The sequence below is a fragment of the Janthinobacterium aquaticum genome (assembly GCF_009208565.1).
Classification (GTDB): domain Bacteria; phylum Pseudomonadota; class Gammaproteobacteria; order Burkholderiales; family Burkholderiaceae_D; genus Janthinobacterium.
In genome coordinates, this window is sequence record NZ_WFLK01000005.1 from 37,487 (window position 1) to 62,709 (window position 25,223).

At 62.0% G+C, this 25,223-nt stretch carries 22 protein-coding genes and 1 other RNA gene; 2 read left to right on the top strand and 21 right to left on the bottom strand.

The window, feature by feature from the left end; translation table 11 throughout:
• The 11 genes from murG to rnpB all read right to left on the bottom strand — a co-directional run bounded on the left by murG (position 1) and on the right by rnpB (position 12,457).
• Positions 1–1,095, bottom strand: a complete 1,095-nt coding sequence (gene murG, locus GCM43_RS09940) for an undecaprenyldiphospho-muramoylpentapeptide beta-N-acetylglucosaminyltransferase (RefSeq protein WP_152243756.1) — start codon at positions 1,093–1,095, stop codon at positions 1–3.
• On the bottom strand, positions 1,092–2,303 hold the full coding sequence (ftsW, locus tag GCM43_RS09945) for a putative lipid II flippase FtsW (protein ID WP_152243758.1): 1,212 nt from the start codon (positions 2,301–2,303) through the stop codon (positions 1,092–1,094). The genes murG and ftsW overlap by 4 nt, the downstream gene beginning before the upstream one ends.
• Positions 2,303–3,859 (bottom strand): UDP-N-acetylmuramoyl-L-alanine--D-glutamate ligase, encoded by a 1,557-nt coding sequence (gene murD, locus GCM43_RS09950; protein WP_152243760.1) that lies wholly within the window; start codon positions 3,857–3,859, stop codon positions 2,303–2,305. Before murD ends, ftsW begins: the two co-directional genes overlap by 1 nt.
• Positions 3,859–5,034, bottom strand: coding sequence for a phospho-N-acetylmuramoyl-pentapeptide-transferase (gene mraY, locus GCM43_RS09955; protein ID WP_152243762.1), 1,176 nt, complete (start codon positions 5,032–5,034; stop codon positions 3,859–3,861). The genes murD and mraY overlap by 1 nt, the downstream gene beginning before the upstream one ends.
• A gap of 2 nt (positions 5,035–5,036) precedes the next feature.
• Positions 5,037–6,482, bottom strand: a complete 1,446-nt coding sequence (locus GCM43_RS09960) for a UDP-N-acetylmuramoyl-tripeptide--D-alanyl-D-alanine ligase (RefSeq protein ID WP_152243764.1) — start codon at positions 6,480–6,482, stop codon at positions 5,037–5,039.
• Complete coding sequence (locus GCM43_RS09965; RefSeq protein WP_152243766.1) at positions 6,482–8,002, bottom strand: UDP-N-acetylmuramoyl-L-alanyl-D-glutamate--2,6-diaminopimelate ligase; 1,521 nt, start codon at positions 8,000–8,002, stop codon at positions 6,482–6,484. Before GCM43_RS09965 ends, GCM43_RS09960 begins: the two co-directional genes overlap by 1 nt.
• Positions 8,003–8,010: 8 nt before the next feature.
• Complete coding sequence (locus GCM43_RS09970; protein ID WP_152243768.1) at positions 8,011–9,789, bottom strand: peptidoglycan D,D-transpeptidase FtsI family protein; 1,779 nt, start codon at positions 9,787–9,789, stop codon at positions 8,011–8,013.
• Positions 9,789–10,058 (bottom strand): cell division protein FtsL, encoded by a 270-nt coding sequence (ftsL, locus tag GCM43_RS09975; RefSeq protein ID WP_152243770.1) that lies wholly within the window; start codon positions 10,056–10,058, stop codon positions 9,789–9,791. The genes GCM43_RS09970 and ftsL overlap by 1 nt, the downstream gene beginning before the upstream one ends.
• Complete coding sequence (gene rsmH, locus GCM43_RS09980) at positions 10,055–11,032, bottom strand: 16S rRNA (cytosine(1402)-N(4))-methyltransferase RsmH (RefSeq protein ID WP_152243772.1); 978 nt, start codon at positions 11,030–11,032, stop codon at positions 10,055–10,057. The genes ftsL and rsmH overlap by 4 nt, the downstream gene beginning before the upstream one ends.
• A 9-nt stretch (positions 11,033–11,041) precedes the next feature.
• On the bottom strand, positions 11,042–11,470 hold the full coding sequence (mraZ, locus tag GCM43_RS09985) for a division/cell wall cluster transcriptional repressor MraZ (RefSeq protein ID WP_152243773.1): 429 nt from the start codon (positions 11,468–11,470) through the stop codon (positions 11,042–11,044).
• A gap of 626 nt (positions 11,471–12,096) precedes the next feature.
• Positions 12,097–12,457: RNase P RNA component class A (gene rnpB / locus GCM43_RS09990), an RNA gene on the bottom strand.
• A gap of 158 nt (positions 12,458–12,615) precedes the next feature.
• On the opposite strand from rnpB, the gene GCM43_RS09995 reads away from it, so the two are divergent.
• Entirely contained in the window at positions 12,616–14,316 is a 1,701-nt protein-coding gene (locus tag GCM43_RS09995) for a thiamine pyrophosphate-binding protein (protein WP_152243775.1), read from the top strand.
• A gap of 16 nt (positions 14,317–14,332) precedes the next feature.
• Here GCM43_RS09995 and GCM43_RS10000 read toward each other — a convergent pair whose 3' ends face one another.
• The 10 genes from GCM43_RS10000 to GCM43_RS10045 all read right to left on the bottom strand — a co-directional run bounded on the left by GCM43_RS10000 (position 14,333) and on the right by GCM43_RS10045 (position 24,038).
• Positions 14,333–14,893: a hypothetical protein gene (locus GCM43_RS10000; protein ID WP_152243777.1), complete on the bottom strand. Its 561-nt coding sequence runs from the start codon at positions 14,891–14,893 to the stop codon at positions 14,333–14,335.
• A 156-nt stretch (positions 14,894–15,049) separates the two neighbouring features.
• Positions 15,050–16,117: a porin gene (locus GCM43_RS10005; RefSeq protein WP_152243779.1), complete on the bottom strand. Its 1,068-nt coding sequence runs from the start codon at positions 16,115–16,117 to the stop codon at positions 15,050–15,052.
• Between the two features lie 983 nt (positions 16,118–17,100).
• Entirely contained in the window at positions 17,101–17,553 is a 453-nt protein-coding gene (locus GCM43_RS10010) for a nuclear transport factor 2 family protein (RefSeq protein WP_152243781.1), read from the bottom strand.
• Complete coding sequence (locus GCM43_RS10015; protein ID WP_152243783.1) at positions 17,550–18,317, bottom strand: SDR family NAD(P)-dependent oxidoreductase; 768 nt, start codon at positions 18,315–18,317, stop codon at positions 17,550–17,552. The genes GCM43_RS10010 and GCM43_RS10015 overlap by 4 nt, the downstream gene beginning before the upstream one ends.
• The gene (locus GCM43_RS10020) at positions 18,314–18,874 is read right to left on the bottom strand and encodes a DUF3833 domain-containing protein (protein WP_413770941.1); all 561 of its coding nucleotides are present in this window, start codon (positions 18,872–18,874) and stop codon (positions 18,314–18,316) included. Before GCM43_RS10020 ends, GCM43_RS10015 begins: the two co-directional genes overlap by 4 nt.
• The gene (locus GCM43_RS10025; RefSeq protein WP_152243787.1) at positions 18,871–20,139 is read right to left on the bottom strand and encodes an MFS transporter; all 1,269 of its coding nucleotides are present in this window, start codon (positions 20,137–20,139) and stop codon (positions 18,871–18,873) included. Before GCM43_RS10025 ends, GCM43_RS10020 begins: the two co-directional genes overlap by 4 nt.
• A complete protein-coding gene (locus GCM43_RS10030; protein ID WP_152243789.1) occupies positions 20,136–20,717 on the bottom strand; it encodes a chalcone isomerase family protein in 582 nt (193 codons plus the stop codon). Before GCM43_RS10030 ends, GCM43_RS10025 begins: the two co-directional genes overlap by 4 nt.
• Positions 20,718–20,720: 3 nt before the next feature.
• Positions 20,721–21,944: an SAM-dependent methyltransferase gene (locus GCM43_RS10035; RefSeq protein ID WP_152243791.1), complete on the bottom strand. Its 1,224-nt coding sequence runs from the start codon at positions 21,942–21,944 to the stop codon at positions 20,721–20,723.
• Positions 21,941–22,744, bottom strand: coding sequence for a DUF1365 domain-containing protein (locus GCM43_RS10040; protein WP_152243793.1), 804 nt, complete (start codon positions 22,742–22,744; stop codon positions 21,941–21,943). The genes GCM43_RS10035 and GCM43_RS10040 overlap by 4 nt, the downstream gene beginning before the upstream one ends.
• Positions 22,734–24,038 carry an NAD(P)/FAD-dependent oxidoreductase gene (locus GCM43_RS10045; RefSeq protein WP_152243795.1) on the bottom strand — a complete coding sequence of 435 codons (1,305 nt, stop codon included), beginning with the start codon at positions 24,036–24,038 and terminating at the stop codon, positions 22,734–22,736. Before GCM43_RS10045 ends, GCM43_RS10040 begins: the two co-directional genes overlap by 11 nt.
• Positions 24,039–24,236: 198 nt before the next feature.
• Between GCM43_RS10045 and GCM43_RS10050 the strand changes: the two genes are divergently transcribed.
• A complete protein-coding gene (locus GCM43_RS10050) occupies positions 24,237–25,178 on the top strand; it encodes a MerR family transcriptional regulator (RefSeq protein ID WP_152243797.1) in 942 nt (313 codons plus the stop codon).
• Positions 25,179–25,223: the final 45 nt, after the last annotated feature.

A 25,223-nucleotide genomic window follows, 5' to 3' on the forward strand; every position in this document is an offset into this window, starting at 1 on the left:
TCATGCCAGTTTTTCCAATACGTGTGCGATCGCCGAATTGGCGTCGCGCTTGCCCGCTCCCTGCGCCGCCTGTGCCATCTGCAGGCACTGCTCACGCGTGAGCGAGGCCAGCATCGCCGACAGCGACGCCGGGTTCATCTCTGTTTGCGGCAGATGGATGGCCGCGCCTTGGCTTTCCATCCACTGCGCGTTATTGCGCTGGTGGCTGGTGGTCGAAGCGACCAGCGGCACCAGCACGCTGGCCACGCCGGCAGCCGTCAGTTCGGACAGCGTGATGGCGCCGGCGCGGCAGATCACTACATCGGCCTGCGCATATGCCTGCGCCATATCGTCGATAAAGTCGACTACTTTAGCCGTTACACCCGCTTGCGCATACGCTGCATGCAGCGCATCGATATTTTTCTTGCCCGACTGGTGCGTCACTTGCGGACGCGACGCCTGCGGCATCAGCGCCAGCGCCGCCGGCAGGGCGTCATTGAGCGCTTTCGCGCCCAAGCTGCCGCCCACCACCAGGATGCGCAGCGGGCCGCTGCGCCCGACAAAGCGCTCGGCCGGCGCCGGCATGGCCAGGATTTCTTCGCGCACCGGATTACCGGTCACCACCGCCTTGCCGGCAGCAGGGCCAAAGTCGGCCGGAAAGCCGAAGCACACCTGCTGCGACAGCGGCACCAGGGTTTTATTGGACAGCAGCAGCGCTGCGTCGGCATTGACCAGCACCAGCGGCACGCCGGCCAGGCGCGCCATGATCCCGCCCGGCACCGTCACATAGCCACCCATGCCCAGCACCACATCGGGCTGGCGGCGCGCGATAAAGCGGCGCACGGCAAAAAAGCTGGCCAGCATCTTGAAGCCGCCCTTGACGGTATGCGCCAGGCCCTTGCCGCGCATGCCTGAAAACGCGATCGCATCCATCGCAATCCCGCTTTTGGGCACCAGTTCCTGTTCCATGCCGTGGGTGGTGCCCAGCCAGCTCACTTCCCAGCCGCGCGCGCGCATGGTCTGCGCGATGGCCAGGCCGGGGAATATATGGCCGCCGGTGCCGGCCGCCATAATCATCAGTTTCTTGTTTGTCTTCACAGTTTTCACGTGGTTCATAGCCGGCCTCCGCGCATCAGGATCCGGTTTTCATAATCGATACGCAGCAAAATCGCCAGGCCGATGCAGTTGATCAGCACGCCCGTGCCGCCATAGCTCATTAACGGCAAGGTCAGCCCTTTGGTTGGCAGCAGGCCCAGGTTCACGCCCATATTGATGAAGGTCTGCACGCCGATCCAGATGGCGATGCCCTTGGCGGTCAGGCCGGCAAAGGTCTGGTCGATGGCGATGGCCTGGCGGCCGATGTCGAAGGCGCGCTTGATAATCCAGTAGAACATGCCGATCACCACCAGCACGCCGACCAGGCCCAGTTCTTCGCCGATCACCGCCAGCAGGAAGTCGGTATGCGCTTCGGGCAGGTAGTGCAGTTTTTCCACGCTGCCGCCCAGGCCCACGCCAAAGATCTCGCCGCGGCCGAAAGCGATCAGCGAGTGCGTCAGCTGGTAGGCCTTGTTCAGTGCATTGTCTTCCTGCCACGGATCGAGGTAGGCAAAGAAGCGCTCGCGGCGGAATTTCGACAGCGCGATAATGGTCACGAAAATGGCCGTCAGCATGGCGCCGATACCGCCGAACCAGATCGCATTGACGCCACCCAGGAACAAAATGCCCATGGCGATGCAAACGATCACGCCGAACGCGCCCAGGTCGGGCTCCATCAGCAGCAGCAGGCCGACAAAGCTGACCGCCAGCGCCATCGGCATGAAGCCTTTGGTCAGCTTATGCATGTATTGCTGCTTGCGCACCGTGTAGTCGGCGGCGTACAGCACCATCACTACCTTCATCAGCTCGGACGGCTGCGGGCGCAGACCGGGCAGATTGAGCCAGCGGCGACCGCCGTTGACCGACACGCCCAGACCGGGAATCAATACCATCACCAGCAGCACCAGCGTGCCGATAAACAGCCACGGCGCCATCTTCTGCCAGCGCGCCACCGGGATGCGGAACACCACGGCGCCAGCCACCACCGAGACGGCGATAAACAGCGCCTGGCGCACTACGAAGTAGTTGTTGGTGTAGGCGGCAAACTTGCGCGCGTCAGACAGCGAAATCGAGGCCGAATACACCATCACCATGCCCAGCAACATCAGCAGCAGCACCACCCAGACCAGCGGCTTGTCGTAGTCCATCATCTTCGACTGCCGCGCGCGGCCGTCCAGCGGCTGGGCAGCCGAGCCGGAACCGAAGCCAAAGGGCAGTTGGAAGGCCATCAGATATCCTGTCCGTTATCGAGCGCGATTTCACGCACGGCGTCGACAAACACCTGCGCGCGGTGCGCGTAATTCCTGAACATGTCCAGGCTGGCGCAGGCCGGCGACAGCAGCACCGCGTCGTTGGCCTGCGCCAGTGTGCTGGCGCGCTTGACGGCGTCCTGCAGCGTAGCGCAGTCGATCAGTTCGACGCCCGACGGCTCGAGCGCTTCGCGCAGCGCCGGTGCATCGCGACCGATCAGTAGCACCGCACGCACGTAGCGCGATACCGGTTCGGCCAGTGGCGAAAAATCCTGGCCCTTGCCGTCACCACCGGCAATCAAGACCAGCCGCTGGTCCTGGCCGCCAAAAGCCTTGCCCAGGCCGCACAATGCCGCCACCGTGGCGCCCACATTGGTGCCCTTGCTGTCGTCGTAGTATTCGACGCCGTTGACCGCCGTGACCAGTTCGACCCGGTGCGGCTGGCCCTGGTATTCGCGCAGGCCATGCAACAGCGGCGCAAACGGCAGGCCGATGGCGCGGCACAGCGCCAGCGCTGCCAGTGCGTTCGAGGCATTGTGCTGGCCGCGGATTTTCAGCGCATCGGCCGGCATCAGTTTTTTCGCCATGGTCGGCACCGGCTCGGGCGCCGGGTCGTTTTTGCGGCGTTTTTTCTCGATCACTTCTTCGCTGGCCACCGCCTGCGCCAGCCAGAATACGCCGCGCTCGTTGACCAGGCCGAAGCTGTCGAGCTCCGCCGGCTCGCTGGTGCCAAAGGTCACCGTGTCAACCAGCGCGTCGCGCATCTGCATCACGGCCGCATCGTCGCGATTAAGCACGCGCACCGTCTGCGCGCCAAAGATGCGCGCCTTGTCCGCCGCGTAGGCGGCCATGTCGCCATGCCAGTCCAGATGGTCCTGCGACAGATTCAGCACCGTGGCCGCATCGGCCTGCAGGCTGAAGGTGGTATGGAGCTGAAAGCTCGACAGCTCGAGGATCCATGCCTGCGGCAGCGTACTGGCTACGATGGCGGGCGCCTCGCCCTCGGCAGGCGTTTCGGCCGGCGGCGGCTCGTTATCGAGCACCTCGCGCAGCACGTCGAGCGCGGCCGGGCTGATATTGCCGGCCACGCGCGTGGACAGGCCGGCGCGCTCGCACAGCAGACCGACCAGGCTGGTGACGGTGGTCTTGCCGTTGGTACCGGTAATGGCGATCACCTTCGGTGCATAGCCGCGGATTTCCTTCAATACCGCCAGCGCCTGGGCAAACAGTTCGATCTCGCCCCAGACGGGGATGCCTTTTTCTGCGGCGGCCGGCGCAATCTGCGCCAGCTCGCGCTGCGGCGCCAGGCCGGGGCTGGTTGCAACAAAGTCGACGCCATCGAGCAGGCTGGAGTCAAACGGACCGGCAATAAACTGTGCATCAGGCACGGCGGCGCGCAAGGCGGCCAGGCGTTCGGGCGCTTCACGCGTGTCGGCCACGCGCACACAGGCGCCGCTGCGGGCCAGCCACAGCGCCATCGCCAGCCCCGATTCGCCGAGGCCCAGCACCAGTGCGGTTTTTGCGTCGTACATCATCAGCGCAGCTTCAAGGTTGTCAGGCCGAGCAGCACCAGCATCATGGTGATGATCCAGAAACGCACCACCACTTGCGTCTCCTTCCAGCCTTTTTGTTCAAAATGGTGATGCAATGGCGCCATCAGGAAAACGCGGCGACCGGTGCCGTAGCGCTTCTTGGTGTACTTGAACCAGCCGACCTGGATAATCACCGACAGCGTCTCGACCACGAAGATGCCGCCCATAATGAACAGCACGATTTCCTGGCGTACGATCACGGCAATGGTGCCCAGCGCGCCGCCCAGCGCCAGTGCGCCGACGTCGCCCATGAACACTTTGGCAGGGTGCGTGTTATACCAGAGGAAGGCGAGACCGGAACCAGCCAGCGCGCCGCAGAAAATCACCAGTTCGCCGGCGCCCGGAATATGCGGGATAAACAGGTAGCGCGCATAGGTGACGTTGCCGGTCAGGTAGGCAAACAGACCCAGTGCGGTGCCGACCATCACGGTTGGCATAATGGCCAGGCCATCGAGGCCGTCGGTAAAGTTGACGGCGTTGCTGCTGCCGACGATCACGCAATAGGTCAGCGCGATAAAGCCCCACACGCCCAGCGGATAGCTGACGGTCTTGAAGAACGGCACGATCAGGTCGGCCTTGGGCGGCAGGTCCATCGAGAAGCCCGACTGCACCCAGTCGTAGATCAGCTTCCACACCTGGCCGGCATTCGGTTCGGAGATCGACACCGAGAACGCCAGATAGAACGCGGCGGCCAGGCCGATCAGCGACTGCCAGAAATATTTTTCACGCGAGCGCATGCCTTCCGGGTCCTGGTACACCACCTTGCGGTAGTCGTCGGCCCAGCCGATGGCGCCAAAGCCGAGCGTGACAATCAGCACCGGCCAGATAAAACGGTTCGACAGGTCGGCCCACAGCAGCGTGGAAATGCCGATGGCCAGCAAAATCAATACGCCGCCCATGGTTGGCGTGCCGTGTTTTTTCAGATGCGTTTGCGGACCGTCGGTGCGCACGGCCTGGCCCACTTTCAGGCGGGTCAGCATGCGGATCACGGCCGGACCGGCGCACAGGCCGATCAGGATCGCCGTCAGCGTGGCAAACACCGCGCGGAAGGTAATGAAGTTAAAGACCCGCAATGGGCCCAGGTCGTCCTGGAAATAATGAGCGAGCCAGAGCAGCATGATTAGTGAGCTTCCTTGTTGTTATTGTTTGAACCAATCAAATGCTGCACGGCCCGTTCCATCTTCATGAAGCGGGAGCCCTTGATCAATACTGTTGCATCCGATTGGGCCGCCAGGTGCGCATCGAGCGCCGCCAGCAAACCGTCGAACTGTTCGAAATATTCCACCACCGTGCCCGTACCGCCGGCTGCCTGTGGGGTTGCCATATGGCGCGTCAGTTCGCCCGTCGCCAGCACCCGTTCGATGCCTTTGGCGGCCGCATACGCGCCGATCTCTTCGTGGAACTGCTGCCCTTGCACGCCCACTTCACCCATCTCGCCCAGCACCAGGATGCGCGGCGCGCCAGCCTGCGCCAGCACATCGATGGCGGCGCGCGCCGAATCGGGGTTGGCGTTGTAGGTGTCGTCGATCACGGTGGCGCCATTCAAGGCGCGTTTTTTCTGCAGGCGGCCAGCCACCGGTGCGAACGCTTCCAGGCCGCGTTTGATGGCGTCGAGCGTCACGCCGGCTGCCCAGGCGCAGGCCACTGCCGCCAGCGCATTTTTCACATTGTGTTCGCCGGCCGCCTGCAGGCCGACAAAAAACTGCTGCACTGCGCCCTGCGCGTCGCGCACGGTAATGAACAGGTCGCTGCCAAAATCCTCGGCGGCGCGATGGGTGCAGCTCACTTCGGCCTCTTTCGACAGGCCGAAACGGATCGCGCGTCGGCTGCCGGCCAGCGCCTGCCATACTGGCGTGAATTGCTCGCCATGCGGGAACACGGCCACGCCGTCTGGCGGCAAGGCGGCCAGCACGGCGCCGTTTTCGCGCGCCACAGCCTCGACGGTGTGCATGAATTCCTGGTGCTCACGCTGGGCGTTATTGACCATCGCCACGGTTGGCTCGGCAATGGCGGCCAGGCGCGCGATCTCGCCCGGATGGTTCATGCCCATCTCGATCACGGCTGCGCCATGGCGTGCGCCCAAGCGAAACAGCGTCAGCGGCACGCCGATTTCATTATTGAGGTTGCCGCGTGTGGCCAGCCGATCCTCCTCGCCGTAAGCGGCGGCCAGAATGGCGGCCAGCATTTCCTTGACCGTGGTCTTGCCATTGCTGCCGGTCACGCCGATCACCGGCAAGTCAAACTGGCGACGCCAGAAGTTGGCGATGCGGCCCAGCGCAACGAGGCTGTCGTCAACCACGATGGCCGGCACCGCTGCGCTGTCCCAGCCTTCGGGCAGCGTTCCCACCACCACCGCGGCCACGCCCTGGCGCGCCACGTCGTGCAAAAAGTCATGCGCGTCAAAGCGTTCGCCACGCAGGGCCACGAACAGCGAGCCTGGCGCGGCCTGGCGGCTGTCGGTCGAGACGCCGGCAAATGGCGTGGCGATGGCGCCTTCGAGGCGTGCACCGAGCGCTGCCAGACCTGGCAGCACTTGTGCGAGCGTCGCGTGCACGGTCTGCTCCATCAGTTGGTCCTCATCATGGTCAGGCGCGCCGACAGCGCCAGCTGCGCATGTTCGGCGTCGGAAAACGGCAGCTTCTTGCCCTTGATTTCCTGGTACGGCTCATGTCCCTTGCCCGCCAGCAGAATCACATCGGGCTTGGCGGCATGCTTGATGGCCGACAGGATGGCGGCGGCGCGGTTTTCAATCGCCTGCGCCTGCGGGCCGTCAGCACGCATGCCGGCCATGATCTGTTCGATAATCGCGTGCGGCTCTTCGCTGCGTGGATTGTCGCTGGTGACCACCACATGGTCGGCCAGTTGTGCAATGGCGCCCATCTGTGGGCGCTTGCCCGGATCGCGGTCGCCGCCGCAGCCGAACACGCACCACAGCTGGCCATGGCGTTCCTGCGCCACCTGGCGCAAGGCAGACAGGGTTTTTTCCAGTGCGTCGGGTGTATGGGCGTAATCGATCACCACCATCGGCGCTTCCTGGCCGCCCAGCTGCTGCATGCGTCCCGGCGCCGGTGCCAGCGACTCGATGGCGTCGATGGCCGCGCGCAGGCCGGTGCCATGGGCCAGCAAGGCGCCCAGCACCGCCAGCGCATTGCTGATATTGAAGTGGCCCACCAGTTGCGTCCTGATCAGCGCCATGCCCAGCGGGCAATCGAGATGGAAATCGGTGCCGGCGTGGCGGCTGCGGAACTGGCTGGCACGCAGCATCAGCACGCCCGGCAGGTCCGGCTGGCTGGCGGCATCCTTGAGCGTGTAGCCGATCACCGGGTATTGACCGGTGAGGCCCTCCGGCCTGGCCAGCACATGCTGCACCAGGCGCAGGCCCATCGCGTCATCCAGGTTGATCACGGCCGTTTTCAGGCCCGGCCAGTCGAACAGGCGGGTCTTGGCGGCCTCGTAGGCTGCCATGGTGCCGTGGTAGTCGAGATGGTCGCGCGTCAGGTTGGTCAGCATCGCCACATCGAAATGCATGCCGGCCACGCGCTGCTCTTCCAGGCCGATCGACGATACTTCGATGGCGACAGCCTGGGCGCCAGCTTCGCGCATGGCAGCCAGCTTGCGCGCCAGCAGCACCGCGTCCGGCGTGGTGTAGCCGGTCACATCAAATTCGATCTCGCTGCGCGGCTTGCACAGGCCCACGCCCAGGGTGCCGATCACCGACGAGACCTGACCCAGATGGGCCAGCGCCTGCGCCAGCCACAGCGCGCACGAGGTCTTGCCATTGGTGCCGGTCACGCCGGCGCTGAACATGGCAGCGTCGGGCATATCATAAAACGCATGGGCAATCGGGCCGGCCTGGCGTTTCAGTTCGGCCAGCGCCAGGTGCGGCACGGCGCCGGCGGCGTTCCACTCATCACCGGCATCGTGCAGTACCGCTGCTGCGCCCTGGGCGATGGCGGCGTCGACAAAACGGGCGGCTCCTGCATAGGCAAAAAATACGTCGCCCTGCTGCACGCGACGCGAATCGGCGGTCAGCTGCCCGTTCGGCGCAGCTGCCTTGATCCACAAACTGATCTCTTGTATGTTCATGAGTGACTTCACATGGCCTCCGGGCCGGCATTGGCCGGGACCACGATTTCGGTAACGGAGGAATCGGGCGGTACGTTCATCGCGCGCAGCGCGTTGGTGGCGATCGCCGCGAAAGCGGGGGCGGCCACCTGGCCGCCATAGTGGTACAGGCCGGTCGGTTCATCGATCATCACGGCGATAATGAAGCGCGGCGCCGACATCGGCACCATGCCGACGAACGAGCCGATATATTTGCGCGGCATCGCATAGCGGCCGTTTTCCACCTTGTAGGCGGTACCCGTCTTGCCGCCGACGCGGTAGCCGGCAACCTGCGCGCGCTTGGCCGAGCCGTGTGCGCCGGACACTACCAGTTCCAGCATGGCGCGCATGTCGGCAGCGGTCTTGGGCTTGATGATCTGCTGGCCGACCGGCAGCTCCTTGACCTTCTGGAACGACAGCGGAATGGTGTCGCCATCGCGCGCAAACATCATGTAGGAGCGCGCCAGCTGGATCAGCGAAACGGAAATGCCGTTGCCATAGCTCATGGTGGCCTGTTCGACCGGACGCCACGACTTGTACGGACGCACGCGGCCGGCCACGGCGCCGGGGAAACCCCATTTCGGCTGCTGGCCGAAGCCCACCTTGGTAAACATCTCCCACATTTCCTGGGCCGGCATGCCGAGCGCGATTTTCGAGGAACCGATATTGGACGACATCTCGATCACCTCGGCCACGCTGATCACGCCATGCGCGCTGGTGTCGGTAATGGTGCGATCGGCAATCGTGTAGCGGCCGGCGCCGGTGTCGATCATGGTATTGGGCTTGACGCGGCCGGTGTCAAGCGCCAGCGACACGGTAATCGGCTTGAGGGTCGAGCCGGGCTCGAAGGTATCGGTCATGACGCGGTTGCGCAGCTGCTGGCCGGTCAGTTTCCTGCGGTCGTTCGGGTCGTAGCTCGGGTAGTTGGCCAGCGCCAGCACTTCGCCCGTATGCACGTCGAGCACCACGGCGCCGCCGGCCTTGGCGTTGAATTTTTCCACCGCTTCCTTCAGCTGCGTAAAAGCGATGTACTGGATCTTGCTGTCGACCGACAACGTCAGGTCCTTGCCGTCGTGCGGTTCATGGATAAAACCGATGTCCTCGACGATATGGCCGAGGCGATCCTTGATCACGCGCCGGCTGCCGGTGGTGCCGACCAGGGTTTTCTGCTGCGCCAGCTCCATGCTTTCCTGGCCCACGTCTTCCACATTGGTAAAACCCACCACGTGGGTCATCACTTCGCCCTGCGGATAGAAGCGCTTGTATTCCTTGCGCTCGTCGATGCCGTCGATACCGAGCTTGTTGATCTTGTCGGCCACATCCATCTCGACCTGGCGTTTCAGGTAAACAAAGCTGCGGTCCGAATCGAGCTTTTTGCGCAAATCGTTGACGTTCATGTCGAGCAAGGCGGCCAGCGCGTTGATTTTTTCCGGCGGCGCCTGCAGCACATCGTCGGGTATCGCCCAGATGGCCTTGACCGGTACCGACGAGGCCAGCACCTGGCCATTGCGGTCGGTGATCTTGCCGCGCGTGGCCGGCAGCTCGAGCGTGCGCTCGTAGCGCGCCGCGCCCTGCTTTTGCAGGAACTGGGTCGAGACGCCCTGCAGCCACATGGCGCGCGCGCCCAGGCCGGCAAAGGCAAAGAACAGCAGGAACAGCACCACGCGCGAGCGCCATACCGGCAGGCGCACCGCCAGCACAGGGTTCTTGGAAAATGGCACGCCCTTGGACGCCGCCACCCGGCCGTTGCTGTTACTGCCCAGCTTCATTACTCGCCCTCCGTCAGGTATTGGGTACGCGCCGCCGTCAGCGGCGTCATGCTCAGGTCGCGCCGCGCAATCGATTCGATGCGCTCATGCTTGCCCAGCGTGGACTGGTCCAGCTGCAGCTGCGCCCAGTCGATATCGAGCTGGCGCGACAAGGCCTGCGCCCGCTCCAGGTCGATCAGCAGGTGGCGCGCCTGGTACTGGGCGTTGACCAGCGACAGGCCGCAGCCAACCAGCAGCGCCGACAGCACGATGCACAGCTTGCCAGTCATCGCGCGCCGCCATCGGCATGGCCGGCCAGCGGCAGGCGCTGCGCCACGCGCATCACGGCCGAACGGGCACGCGGATTGGCCTCGATCTCGGCGTCGGACGGCTTCATCTTGGCGATCAGCTTCATCTCGGGCTGCGGCAGGTCGACCGCGCGGATAGGCAGGCGGCGGTCAGGCTGTTCCACATTGGCCTTGGACGCAAAGAAGCGTTTGACCATGCGGTCTTCCAGCGAATGAAAGCTGATCACCGCCATGCGCGCACCGGGCGCCAGGCAGGCGTACGCCTGATTCAACCCGGTCTCGAGATCCTCGAGTTCCTTGTTAATGAAAATGCGTATGGCCTGAAAGGTGCGGGTAGCGGGGTCCTTGCCCTTCTCGCGGGTTTTGACGGCGCCTGCCACGATGCCGGCAAGCTGTCGTGTGCTTGAAATTGGCTGCACTGCCCGGCCAGCAACAATCGCCTTTGCAATCTGAAAAGCAAACCGTTCTTCCCCATAATCGCGTATCACCTTTTCCAAATTTTGCACGGTTTCCACCGCCAGCCATTCGGCGGCGGACTGGCCGCGCGTAGTATCCATGCGCATGTCCAGCGGTCCGTCGTTACGGAAGCTGAAACCGCGCGCCGCGTCGTCCACTTGTGGCGACGAGATGCCCAGGTCAAGCAGGATGCCGTCCACCTGCTGCACGCCGCGCGCAGCCAGGCTGTCGGTCATGGTGGCAAAGCTGTCGTGCACGATGGCAAAGCGCTGATCATCGATCTGCCCTGCCGTGGCAATCGCCTGCAAGTCCTTGTCAAAGCTGATCAGGCGCGCGTCCTGGGCCAGGCGCGACAGGATCAGGCGGCTATGGCCGCCACGGCCAAACGTGCCGTCGACATAGATGCCATGCGCGCGCGCGCCCGTCAGGTCGAGTGCGTCGACCGCTTCATCAAGCAGCACCGTGCGATGCTGAAATTCCGGCACCGTGAGTAGTGTCATTACGGAGCCTTAAAAAGAAAAATTGGAGAGTACATCGGGGGTGCCGGCATCGATTGCCTGCTGTTCTTTTTCAGCCAGTCGGGCGGCGTCCCAGATTTCAAAATGACTGCCCATGCCCAGCATCATCACCTCACGCGACAGGCCGGCTGCATTGCGCAGCTCCGGTGCGATCAGCACGCGCCCTGCCGAGTCGAGTTCGACATCGACGGCGCTGCCCAGGAAGATGCGCTGCCAGGCGCGCGCCGACATTGGCCAGCTGGCGATTTGCTGTCGGTGGCTTTCCCACACGGAACGGGGGAAAAACAGCAGGCAGCCATCGGGATGGCGGGTCAGAGTCAAGCGACCTTCGCATTGTATGGCCAGCGCGTCACGGTGCTTGGCAGGGATAGACATCCTGCCTTTGGCATCGAGACTGATAGCGGACGCGCCTTGAAACACGAAAGACCTTTTTTAGAGCTTGGGTTGCGACGCTTTTGCGTCACGCTGGATGGGGAAAATCTCCCACAAAAAAACACTTTTTCACACACTTGCCCACTTTAGAGGATGGAAAGAGGGTGGTCAAGCGGTTTCCGATTGGAAAAATACGAATTTTAGTAATGAAATTAAGGACTTAGCGCATATCGTTGAAGGAGCCTCAAATTAAAAAATATCGATAAATTAGAGACTTATGAACGATAGTGAATGTGCTACCTCATCTGCACCCATGTTTTTTGTTACCGTAAACATTCAAAATTACAAAATGGAAAAATTAAATTTTTTGCAGTTAGTTGATGTGGGACAATAGTTTCGTTATGCAGCCATAACCTTGTCAGTTAGTAAAAATACCTTGTTTTAAAGTTAAACAAACCGACCCTGGCGGAGCAAGCCGCATATTTCGCGGCTGGCAAGCCATCAAGCATTTTTAATTTCCCAACAGGAACTATTAAAAAAAGAAGTCGCGAACCGAAAAATAGATCAATCTGTCTATACAACTTATTTGTTAAGAGTATGTTTTTGGAAACAAAAAAAGCCCCGATCACGGGGCTTTTTTGCTGCGTACCAGATTTGCGGGCACGCCAGAATTCAAGTGAAGCAGGCCGATAGGCCGGATTTTGTTACGGCGCCTTCCTTGCGGTCGGCGCTATGACAGTCATTCCTCTAGGCGCCGGATTACTCCGGCGCTCAAGCTTTCTACCCGCACGCTCCGCGAGCAACATCATCGCGTGCCTATTTGAAATTGCACCAGGTGGAGGTTACCGCGTTTCACCGTAACTTAATACGCTCGTCTCTGTGGCCCTGTTCCTCGCCTTATACCGTGCTGCCGTACAAGTACGCCAACCCGGATTTTCAGCGGACGGCCGTTAACCGTCACCCCGCTCTATGGAGTCCGGACCTTCCTCCCGCCAGTGCATTGCTGCACCGGCCAGCGACTGTCTGGCCTGCTTCACCCGACATTGTACCGCGCCGCAGCATCGATGGGGCAAAAAGCATGGCAGCTACCGGGCAATTGTGAAATTACGTGTCGCCATTTCAAAAGCCGGGCCAAATCGGCTCACATAGAATAAACAGCGCGCCTGCCTTCCCACACTTATAAAGAGCCAACCATGACGCAACAACCTCGTACCGGCGGCCAGATTCTGGTCGACGCCCTGCATATCCACGGCGTCGACACCGCCTTTGGCGTACCAGGCGAAAGCTATCTCGATGTACTCGACGCCCTGCATGACTCGAACATCCGCTTCATCATCAACCGCCAGGAAGGGGGCGCCGCCTTCATGGCCGAAGCCTACGGCAAACTGACCGGCAAGCCCGGCATCTGTTTCGTCACGCGCGGCCCCGGCGCCACCAATGCCTCGATCGGCGTGCATACCGCTTACCAGGACTCGACGCCGATGATCCTGTTTATCGGCCAGGTCGGCAACGACTTCGTCGACCGCGAGGCGTTCCAGGAAATCGACTACCGCCGCATGTACGGGCAGATGGCCAAGTGGGTAGCGCAGATCGACCGCGCCGAGCGCATACCGGAATACCTGGCGCGCGCCTTCCAGGTCGCCACCAGCGGACGCCCAGGCCCGGTGGTGCTGGCATTGCCGGAAGACATGCTGGTCTCGCTGGCCGAGGCGAGCGACACGCGCGCTTTCCAGCCGGTGCAGGCCTCGCCCTCGCAGCAGCAGATGGATCAGCTGCGCGGCATGCTGGCCGCAGCACGCCGCCCGCTGCTGCTGCTGGGCGGCGCCACCTGGACGCCACAGGCGTGCAGCGACCTGCAACGCTTTGCCGAAGCCAACCATTTGCCGGTCGCCTGCGCCTTCCGCTTCCAGGACCTGCTCGACAATCATCACCCCAACTATATCGGCGACGTCGGCATCGGCATCAATCCGAAACTGGCGGCGCGCGTGAAAGACGCCGACCTGGTGATCGCCATCGGTCCGCGCCTGGGCGAGATGACCACCGGCGGCTATACCCTGTTCGAGTCGCCGGTACCGCGCCAGCGCCTGGTGCATATCCACACCGATGCGCTCGAGCTGGGCAGCGTCTACCAGGCCGAGCTGATGATCGCCAGCGGCATGCCCCAAGCGTGCACCATGCTCGCTGCGATGCAACCGGTTGACGCCAGCGCCTGGCGCCATACCGCGCCTGAAGCGAAGGCCGAGCTGGCCGCCTACCAACAGCGCCCGCCGATCTTCCAGGACGGCCAGGCGCCGCTGGATCTGTGGCAGGTCACGCAGGAGATCATGGCGCAGGCGCCGCATGACACCATTATTACCAACGGCGCCGGCAATTACGCAACCTGGGCGCACCGCTTCTACCGCTATGGCGGCATGCGCACGCAGTTGGCGCCCACCAGCGGCGCCATGGGCTACGGCGTGCCGGCCGGCATCGCCGCCAAGATTGTCGATCCCGCACGTACCGTAATTACCTTTGCCGGCGATGGCGAGTACATGATGAACGGCCAGGAACTGGCCACGGCCGTGCAATACAACGCTGGCGTGGTCATTATCGTGTTCAACAATCAGATGTTCGGCACCATACGCATGCACCAGGAACGCGATTATCCGGGCCGTATTTCCGGCACCAGCCTGCACAACCCGGATTTTGCGGCGCTGGCGCGCGCGTATGGCGCGCATGGCGAAGTGGTCAATACCACCGAAGAGTTTGCGCCTGCCCTGCAGCGCGCGTTGAGCCATGCGACCGGGCACAGGCTGCCGGCGCTGATCGAATTGCGTTATGACGGCAATCTGATCACGCCCGGCGCCACGCTGGCCACCATCCGCGCCAATGCGGAAAAGGCGCGCACGGCATAAGGTGGCTTGAGCGCTGTCAGCTCACCGGCGTTTCATTGCCCGATGCCGGACCCGGGGTTGGTGGCGCCGCCGGTTCTGCCGGTGCCGCCGGCGTAGCAGGGCAAGGCGTGCAAGCCTTCAGGGGCCGGCCGAAGTCGCTGATGCGCGACAGCTTCATCGGCATGCGCGCATTGCCGCCGCAGTAATCGCCGGCCAGTGTCAGCGTCTTGCCGTCCTTGGAAAAGGTGCCGTTAAAAGTACGCTCTTCACTGTCGGGGCCTTCGATGGTGAAGTCGAACGCCCCGGTGGCGTCATTGATATTGACGTCGCTGGCGACGATGGGCATGCTCAGGGCGCCTGCCGTAAATTCATAGACCACGCTATCGGCTTCGGCAAAGCGATGCAGGGTCACGCGCTGGCCGCCGATCTCCCCGCGATCCTTCTGCAGGCACAGATCCGAATACACGGCCACGCCGTAACGCTCGAGACCGGCCGGCTTCTTGCCCTTGGCGCTCGTTGCGGCCCAGGCGCCCGTGGCGCTCGCCAGCAGCAGCGCTGCCAGCACAACAGTCATACGCGGTGATTTCAACTGGCTCATGGCATTTCCTCAACTTTAGTAACAGCAACATTGTAACTGATGCCGCAGATGCAAAAACGCGCCGCCAGACAAAGTCTGACAGCGCGTTTCCGACCAGACCTTCCCTGCGGAAGGCCTGGTATGCAGCTTTCTGCTTACGCTTGCGCGTCAGTCAGATTAGAACGAGTGACGAACGCCAACGTTGAAAGCTTTATCGCCGGTACCAACATTGCTGTTGTTGCCAACGGTGTAGCCTGCGTTGTTTTTGTTCGAGATCTTGGCGTACGAAGCGTAGGTGCTGGTGCGCTTCGACAGAGCGTACGAGTAGCCGATAGCGAACTGGTTTGCGTCAGCGTCAGCTTGGTTTTTGTCGTTCACGTGGATGTACGAAGCCATCACGGTGCCTTGACCCAGCGGTACCGTTGCGCCGATCAGGGCGGTGGTGCTGTCGGTGCTGAAACCAGCCGACTGGTAGTTGAACGCGTTACCGAGTGATGCATTGTTACGCACAGCGCTGTTCAGGCCTTTGTTCACGCCGTAGGCTACGTATGCTTTAGCAACTGCGAAGTCGTAGTTTGCTGCAGCCAGCCAGTTGCGGCCGCTACCTTGTTCGATGGCAGCGGTGTCGTTGCTGGTGTTGTTGTAAGCAACACGGGCGTTCAGAGGACCGTTGGCGTAGCCAACCGACGCGCCGAATTTACGGCCGATTTTGTTCGATTCAGCGTTTTCGCCGAAGGTGTAAGCCACGTCACCGTCGAAACCATTGTAGCTAGGCGAGGTGTACAGCACGGTGTTGCTGGTGCGGGTGTTGTTCGGGAACAGGTTCTTTGCGGAACCAGCGTAGCCAGCTGCAAATGGATCAGCAACTTTCGACAGCGTGTTGTAGATCGGGGTGTATTGACGACCCAGGGTCAGGGTACCGGTGGTTTTGCTGCTCAGGCCAACGTAAGCTTGACGGTTGAACAGAGTACCAGGAACGTCTTGATTACCGTTATCAACGTTGAAACCCGATTCCAGCAGGAACAGAGCCGACAGGCCGCTGCCCAGATCTTCGGTGCCTTTGAAGCCGATGCGCGAAGCCGAAGCAATACCGCTGTCGAGCTTGTTGACATTGCCGTTCACGCCACCGCGCTCGCTGACGAAACCAGCGTCAACGATACCGTAGATGGTGACGCTCGATTGTGCGTGTGCTACGCCAGTGGTGGCGGCGGCCAGAACTGCCAGGGAGATCAGAGTCTTTTTCATTGCAATTTCCTTTAATTTTTTCAAGCAAAAAGTAATACAGCCTTATGCATCTCTTGCGACGCTCTAGCAGAGCGCTTTTATGAGTGAGGGCAAGGTCTCCACTTGCCACTGCTGTTCCGATCAGGGGAACAGTCATGTTGGTATCGGGACGCTATTGCACCGATAAGCGAGAAGGCTGCATAACGACCGTATTTCGTGCGCCGGGTTCGGTGCTCACTGGCACCGGAAGCGGCACTATAACGACCGTTTCACATTCCATCAAGTTCCAACATGTTACTTCCAGTACCAAGTCAAGGCCTTGTTCAAGACACTCAACCATTGCTAAACGTACTACGCAACAGAGCCATTGCCCTTTGCCAATCAATGCATAGGCCTGATTGACTGTTTCATCATAGCGCATGCCACTTTGGAGCCTGTTGTATTAGCGCAACAGTATCAGGCGACTAGGTAAAACGTCAACATGTTACAGCCATCATTTTGCCTTACTGATTTACACGACAAAGCGGACAATTTGTAAGGCGATAATGGCAAAACGGAACGAAGCATACACCTCCTCGCAAATCCTTGCTGCGCAGCGCACAAAAACGCGCACGCAACGCCCTCAATTGGTGCATTGATGCAGGTTTTGTGGGGCGTAGGAGAAAGTTTGGCGTGCGGCATGTCACAAATCAGGCCAAGCGATGTCACAATCAAATTACTGACTCTTCGGTAATTTAAATTACTCTTGTACAAGCAAATTGAAGTGTGTAAAAAGCAGTTGCGAATAAAAGGCAGCCGATCCAAGTTGGCAATTCTGCATGTCAATTGCGCATGAATTGAAACAATTTCTTACAATGTTAATTTCTCAATAAATTCATTAAATCGTTGTATAAAAACGACAGATTGATAAAAATCAAGAGAGTTTACTGTCCATTCGACATTATTCGCTTTTTCTTTTGCGGATCATCCCGATAAAAAGACGACAAAACAAAGCGGCAGTTTGCTCAGTGTGCAGCCTGCCGCTTGAGCCAGCGCATCAGCGCGCCGATAACCGGCAGTTTTTCGTATAGCTCTTCGGCTGCATCCCAGTAATCGCGATGCGAGAGCACCCGCCCCTCGGCGTCGAAAACCACCTGGGTTGCACCGCGTATGCATTGCTCACCTTTGACATGGCGGCGCATGTGAAAACGAAACTCCCAGGCCAGAAAAGCCTCGCCCCCCTGCCCGACGCTGCTGGTCACCACGAAACGCGGGGTATCGACCTGCACGAACATGCGCTCGAAAATGGCCAGGATGGCGGCATGCCCCTGCACTTCGTTGAACGGGTCCTTGAAGCTGGCGTCGGGCGCATAGACGGCGCCGAGTTGCGCCAGGCTTTGCACGGTCAGCGTTTCATAGAAAGCGACCAGGCGCGCCAGCGCCGTGGCCATGTCGGGATCGGCAGTGAGTTGAGTCATAAGCCAGTGACCTTGCGTATCAGCCAGAAGTAGGCGCGGTAAGGCAGCAGCCGCGCCAGGCGCAGCCAGTTGCTGAAGCGTTTGGGGAAGTGAATATGGAAGTGTCCCTGCTCGATGCCGCGCAGCATGGCGCCAGCGGCCTCTTCGGCCGATATCAGCGCCGGCATCTTGAAGTCGTTGCTGGCGGTCAGCGGTGTATCGACAAAGCCCGGATTGATCTGGTACACGCCGATGCCCTGCGGCTGCAGATCAAGATACAGCGATTCAGTCAGGTTGATCAATGCGGCCTTGCTGGCGCCATAGGCCAGCGCCTTGGGCAGGCCGCCATAGCCAGCCACCGAGGCCACGATGCCGATCCCGCCGGCTTTCTGGCGCAGCAGCACCGGCAGCACCGGCGCCAGACAATTGAAGACGCCGCCGACGTTCAGCGCCAGCAAGTCGGTGGCGGCAGCGCGGTCAAAGCTGTCGGCGCGCATGGCCTGGTAGCCGCCGGCCACTACCAGCACCAGATCCAGGCTCGACCATTGGCTCATCAGATGCGCGCAGACGGCGCGCACCTGCTCGGCCTGCGTGATATCGAGCGGCAGCGCCTGCGCCAGCGGCTGCCCCTCGCACAGGCGCTCCAGCCCAGCCAGGTTACGCGCCGACACGGCCACGCAGGCGCCCTGTTCAAGCAGCATGCTGGCACAGGCCGCGCCGATACCGCTCGATGCGCCGATAATCCACACATGCTTGCCGGCCCAACTGTCAATCTTGCGGTTCATTGCCCATCCTTGTGACGCTTGCGAAACGACAACGTGACCGCGCCCAGGTCAAAGCCGAACTTGCTCATGCTGGCGCGATTGAGCATGACCTGCTCATCGATCAGGAACATCCAGTCGTCAAAATTGACGTGATAGACCGTGCCATCGACCGGCAGCGCCAGCACATACTTCCAACGCAAGGCGTTGCCGGCCACCTCGCCGACCGCTTCGCCAATCACATCGGGAGCGGTGCCGACGAAACGCCCGGGCGCCGTCTTGCGCAAGGTCCACACCCGCTTTTCGCGGGTGCCATCGGCATAATGGAAGTCTTCATCGAGCGTGCCGACATCGCCGTCCCAGTGGCACACCATCACCACCGTGAAACGTTTGACCACCTTGCCGGCACGGTCCTGGAACATGCCATGGGCATCGAGCGTGCCGTTGAAATACTGCTGCAGATCAAGTTGCGGTGTCTGCTGCGCATAGGTGGCCGGCGTGGGCGGGGCCGCGCAGCCCAGCAGCGCCAGCGCCAGCAGGCCTGCAGGCACGGCGCGTTTCAGACAGGTCATGCAATTCATGCCGGATTCTCCAATGGCTGCTTGTAAATGGACTGCAGGGGCGCGCGCCACAGCATGAGCGCGGCCAGCAGTTTCAGGGCGCAGGGCAACAGGGCATAGACCGCCGACAAGGCAGGCAGCGCATGGTTACTGCCCGGCACATAGCCAAACCAGCCCAGCAGTGGCAAGGCCAGGCCGGCCGCCAGCGCCAGGCTGATCTGCACACCCCAGTTCCACCAGCCGAAATAGGCAGCTTCATGCTGGCGGGCATGGCCGGCACTGCCGATCAGTCCGGCCAGCAAGGCCGACGGCAACGCCAGGTCGGCGCCCAGCGCCAGCCCCGACAGCACGCAGATGGCACCAAAAGCCCGGACATCGCCCGCCCCCAGGCCATAGGCCCAGACAAACACCGATGCCCCCATCAGCATGGCCAGCAGCCAGGCGCGCGCTTCGCCATAACGGCGCGCCAGCGCCACCCACAGCGGTATCGAAGCGGCAGCGGCCAGGAAATAGACCACCAGGAAGGCGCCGGCCAGGTGGCCCAGTTGCAGCACGTCGCCGGCAAAAAACAGGAACAACGTGGCCGGGATGGCGGCCGCCACGCCATTGACCAGCAGTACGGCAAACAGATGGCGAAAAGCGCGCTGGCGAAACGGCAAACGCCATTGTTGCACCGCGCTGGCGGCGGTAGCGACAGGCTGCACCCGCGGCGCGCGCATCAGCAGCAAGGCGCCAGCGGCCAGCAGGCAAGCGGCAAACACCAGCGACAGACCGTCGTAACCGAGCAGCGACGTGAGCGCTGCGGCCGTCATCACGCCCACCAACGCACAGCCTTCGCGCACGCCGGTCAGGCGCGCACGCAGCCCCTGCGTCTGTGACAGCGCCGCGCCCCAGCTCTGGTGCGCAATGCTGGCCAGGCCATAGCCGCCATACACCAGCAGCAAGGTCACCAGAAACCACGCCAGCGCGCCATATTGACTCAGCGAAGGCGGATGAAACAGCGCGCCAAAACCCAGCAACAGCAAAGGCAGCGACCAGGCGATACAGCCAGCGTAGCTGCGCCGGCCGTTCGCCATCCACCCACCCAGCACCGGGTCGACAAACGCTGCCGCCACCCGCGCAGCGAGCAGCACGCTGCCGATTTGCGCCAGGCTCAAGCTGGTGCGCTGGGCATAGAACTGCGGCACATAGATATAAATGGGCAGCGCCAGCATGGCCAGCGGCAAACCGAACAGCCCATAGCTGAACAGGCTGGCCAGCGACAGCGCATCAGCGCCGCGTTTCATGGCGGCGAGGCGGCCATCGGCTGCGCGTCGCGCAACAGGGCGCTGCGCAAGGCGGGCGCGGTAGTGGCTGGCGACAGCCAGATGGCAAAGAAGGCACGCGCAAAATCGCCATCGGGCACGTCGGCCATCACCTTGCCGTCAAGATAAAAACGCACGCCCGGCGCCACGCCCGCGCGCCAGGCAGCGGCAATGCGCTGTCCCTGTTTTACATCGGGAAAGATGCGCAGCATGGTGTCGCGCCAGACCAGGCGCTGCGGCTCGGTGCCGGCCTTGATCTTTTGCATCTGCTCGTAGCTGGCCTCGGCAATCTTCTGGCCATCGAGTCCGCGCGCATAGCGCAATTCGAGCACGAACGGCGCCGTATCAGGCATGGCCGGCTGATAGCCTGCCGGCCCCACCCACAACTGCGCGTGGTAAAGCCGCAGGCCGAACCAGCTGAAGTCGCCCTCGCCTGCCAGGCGCGCCTCGGGCACGTCGCTGCTGATATAGGCCGGCGGCGGTTCAGCTATCGGCGGCGCGGCCAGGGTTGTCAGGGTCACCAGCGCCAGGCTGGCGGCAAGCAAAAACCGTTTGATCATTTTCTACTCCTTGACCAGCGTAAATTGCACTACATCGGTATTGGCGGCGCGGAACGCCGCTTCGCAATAAGCCAGGTAAAACTCCCAGGTCAGCAGGAAAGCCGTATCGAAGCCCTGCAAGCCCAGCGCCAGGCGCTGCTGCAAAAAACTGATGCGCCACTGGCGCAGCGTTTCTGCATAGTCCAGGCCGAAACAGAAGGCGTCTTCCATGCGCAGGCCGTGCTGCGCGGCAGCCTGGCGAAATGCCGAAGGCGACGGCAGCATGCCGCCCGGGAAGATGTACTGCTGGATAAAGTCGGTGCTCTTGCTGTAGCGCTCGAACAGCTCGTCGGCAATCACGATGGTCTGTATACAAGCGCGTCCACCTTGCCTGAGATTGCGCGCCACGCACTCGAAATAGCCCGACCAATAGCTCTGGCCGACCGCCTCGAACATTTCGATCGAGGCGATCGCGTCATACTGGCCGGCGCTGTCGCGGTAGTCGCACAGGCGCAAGTCGGCTTGCGCCGCCAGGCCAGCGTCCTGCAGGCGCTGGCGCGCGTAGGCCAGCTGTTCGGTCGACAGCGTCAGTCCCGTGACGTAGGCGCCATGTTCGCGCGCCGCCACCTCGGCAAAGCCACCCCAGCCGCAGCCGATTTCCAGCACCGCCGCGCCCGGCTTCAGCTGCAACTGGCTGGCAATGCGCCGGTATTTGGCCTGCTGCGCCTGTTCCAGCGTCGCGCCCTCGCTGAACAATGCGCTGGAATAGGTCATCGACGGGTCGAGCCACAGCTGATAAAAGGCGTTGCCGATATCGTAATGGGCGTGGATGTTTTTCTTGCTGCCGGCACGCGAGTTGCGGTTCAGCAGATGCTTGACGCGGTACAGCAGGCTGCCCCACCAGTTGCCGTAAATGAGCGACTCGAGCTGCGCGCGGTTGCGTATCATCAATTCAATCAGCCCCGGCAGGTTATCGGTCTGCCAGTCGCCAGCGATATAGCTTTCGGCAAAGCCAATGTCGCCCGCGCGCAGCACCGCGCTGCACAGGCGCCAGTCATGCAGTTCCAGCGTGATCGGTGTGCTGGCGTCGCCGAACAGCAGCACGCGGCCGTCCGGCAAATGCAGGCGCAGCGCACCATGCTGCAGTTTCTCCAGCAGCGACAGCAGCATGCGCGCTGCCGCCGGTGCACTTTCCTGGCGGCGCGAAGCGCCCGGCTGCAAGCGCGTGGGCAGGGAATTGGAACTCATCGTGACACCTTTTCTGAGGGAGGCAGCGGTTTATGGAAGAAGGGCACGCGGCGCAGCCACAGGCGCAGAGCCTGCCAGTGGATGCGCGCCATCACGCCGAAAGTCATCAAGGGATAGCGCAGCAGCGCAGCGGCCAGCAGCCGGTCCTGCAAGGGCAAGGCCACGCCAGCCAGGCTGGTCTGCAGCAACGTGCCTTCGCTGTCGTCGTAATCGATACGCGCCAGATGTCGCTCGCTGCCATTGCGCTCATCCTTGCTGCGCATGAAGCGAAAGCGGTAGCCGCCCTCGACCTGGCAAAACGGCGACACATGAAAGATCTTGCGCGCCGTCAACTCACTGCCCCAGACGATGGGCGCACCGTGGTCGAGCAGGTAAAAATGGCGTTCGCCAAAGGTGTTGCGCACATCGCACAGCACCGCGCGCAAGGCGCCGTCACTGCGGTGGCAGAACCAGAAACTGACGGGATTGAACACGTAGCCGAACACGCGCGGCATGGTTTGCAGCCAGATTTCCCCATCGGCATCGTGCACGCCCTGCTCTGCCAGCAAGCCGGTAATCCATTGCAGCAAGGGGGTGCGGCCATCGCCATGGTCACTGTCGCGAAACGACAGGATATTGCGGCCGTTGCGCGAAATCAGGCGGGCGGCAAAATCGCGCTGCCCCATGCTGCGCACCGGCAGGCGCAGATAATAGATGCCGTAGCTGAAAGCATGGTGCACCGGACGCAACCGCGCATGGCGTACCTGCCCCAGGCACAGCTGCGGCTGGGCCAGTGCAACCTGGGTCGGATCACGCGGCACGGTCGAGCTCCGCTGCAATGGCGTTGATGGCCGAGGCCACCATCAAGCCCGACTTCAGACCATCTTCATGAAAGCCGTAGCCGGTCCAGGCGCCGGCAAACCAGGTGTGCTGGCGCCCCTGCAAGCCAGGCAGGCGCTGCTGCGCAGCAATAGCGGCCGCATCGAAAACCGGATGCGCATAAGAAAATTCGTCGATGATGCTGGCCGGATCGGGCTCGTCGATCGGGTTGAGCGAAACGATTACCGGTGTGGTGAATGGTACCGGCTGCAGCTGGTTGATCAGATAGTGCACGCAGACCTGCGGCGCTTCGCCGGCAGCGGCGGCGCTGCCCTGGTAATTCCAGGCCGACCATGCACGCCGGCGCGCCGGCAGGCAGGCAGCATCGGTATGGAGTACAGCGCGATTGGGCTGATAACGCACCGCCTGCAGCACGCTGCGCTCGTCGTCGCGCGCGTCGCCCAGCAGGGCCAGCGCCTGGTCGCTATGGCAAGCGAGCACCACATGGTCGACATGCTCGACGCCAGCGGCGGTCTGCAGCTCGACCATGCGCGCACCGGCATGGCCCTGGCGGCGCACGGCCAATACCGGGCAACCAAGGCGCTGCTGCGCGATGCCGGCCAGCAGTTTCTGCACATACACGCGTGAACCGCCGCGCACGGTGCGCCATTGCGGCCGGTCATTGACCTGCAGCAGACCGTGGTTATGGCAGAAACGGACGAAGGTCGCCAGTGGAAAGGCCAGCATCTGGTTGGCCGGGCAGGACCAGATACAGGCGGCCATCGGCAACAGATACCAATGGCGGAATTGCTCGCCATAGCCGTTCGCGTCGAGAAAATCACCGAGCGAGACGGCCGTCGCTTCGCCGGAAATGGCCATGGCGCTGGCCTGGCGGTTAAAGCGCACGATATCGCGCAGCATGCGCCAGAACGACGGGCGCAGCAGGTTGCTGCGCTGGGCAAATACGGTGTCCAGATTCGCGCCAGCCCATTCCAGCACGCGTGCGCCATTGGCCAGCCCCAGCGGCAGTTTCACGGAAAACGACATGTCGCTGTCTGCTGCTTCAACCCCGAGCTCCTCGAACAGCTGCACCAGATTCGGATAAGTGGCGTGGTTGAACACCAGGAAACCCGTATCGACGCCATGCGTGACGCCGTCCAGCGTAACGTCGACCGTATGGCTATGCCCGCCGAAATAATCGCCGGCCTCGTAAAGCGTGACGTCCTGGCCGGCCTGCGCCAGGCGATAGGCGCATGACAATCCGGCAATTCCTGCTCCTACTACGGCGATCTTCATAAAACACCTGTGTATGTTTGTCCTGGACAAAAAATGCTGTTGCATAGTCAAACAAATATTGACTCATGTCAATGACGCACTGTTGAGTTCGGAAACTTATACGCAGAAAGATTGTCGTCGGATTCATGTGTGTGGCCCAAGGCGCAGGAAAGCGTAAAATACCCTCACGTTTGATACAGGCCTGCGCAGGCCCCTGATATGTCTACTGACTTGCAATACACTCAGGCTTTCAGTATCAGCGACGTCGAGCGCGATACCGGACTGGCCAAAGAAACCCTGCGGGTGTGGGAGCGGCGTTACGCCTTTCCCCAGCCGCAGCGCGACGCCTATGGCGAACGCAGCTACCCTTTTGATCAAGTGCAAAAGCTGCGCATGGTCAAGCATTTGCTCGACATGGGCTATCGCCCGGGCAAAATCATGCAGCACAGTACTGGCGAACTGCAGCAGATGGCCAACGGCGGCGCGTCGGCGCCACGCGCCACTGCGCCAGAACTGACAGCCTATCTGGCCATGTGCCGCAGTCACCGCATGGGCGAACTGGGTGAAGCCATGCGCCGTTCGCTGGCCATGCTGGGCCTGAAAAAATTCACGACAGACCTCGTTGCACCGCTGACCGGCCTGGTCGGCGAAGCCTGGGCCTGCGGCGACCTGGCCGTGTATGAAGAGCATCTGTACAGTGAAACCTTGCAAACGGTAATGCGCCACGCCATTTTTTCGCTGCCGGAAGCAAGCCGCGCCAGCACGCGCACGCCACGCATCCTGCTGACCACCCTGCCGCATGAACGCCATGGTCTGGGCCTGCTGATGGCCGAAGCGCTGTGCGTGGCCGGCGGCGCCCACTGCCAGTCGCTGGGTGTGGAAACGCCGCTGGCCGATATTGCCGCTGCGGCGCGCGGCCAGCATGCCGATATCGTGGCGCTGTCGTTTTCCAGCGGCAGCAAGGAAAGGCAGGCGCGCGACAGCCTGCAGCAACTGCGCGATGCCTTGCCGGCACGTGTGGAAATCTGGGCCGGCGGACGCAGCCCCGTGCTCTACAAACGGCCACCGGCTTTTCTGCAGGTGCTGGACCTGCGCGACGTGGAAGGCACGCTGGCCGACTGGCGACGCCGCCATCAGCGCGAGACGGCAGCGCCACATTAACCCACGTCAACGATATCATCGCAATGTTGCCAATCGAACAGTGCA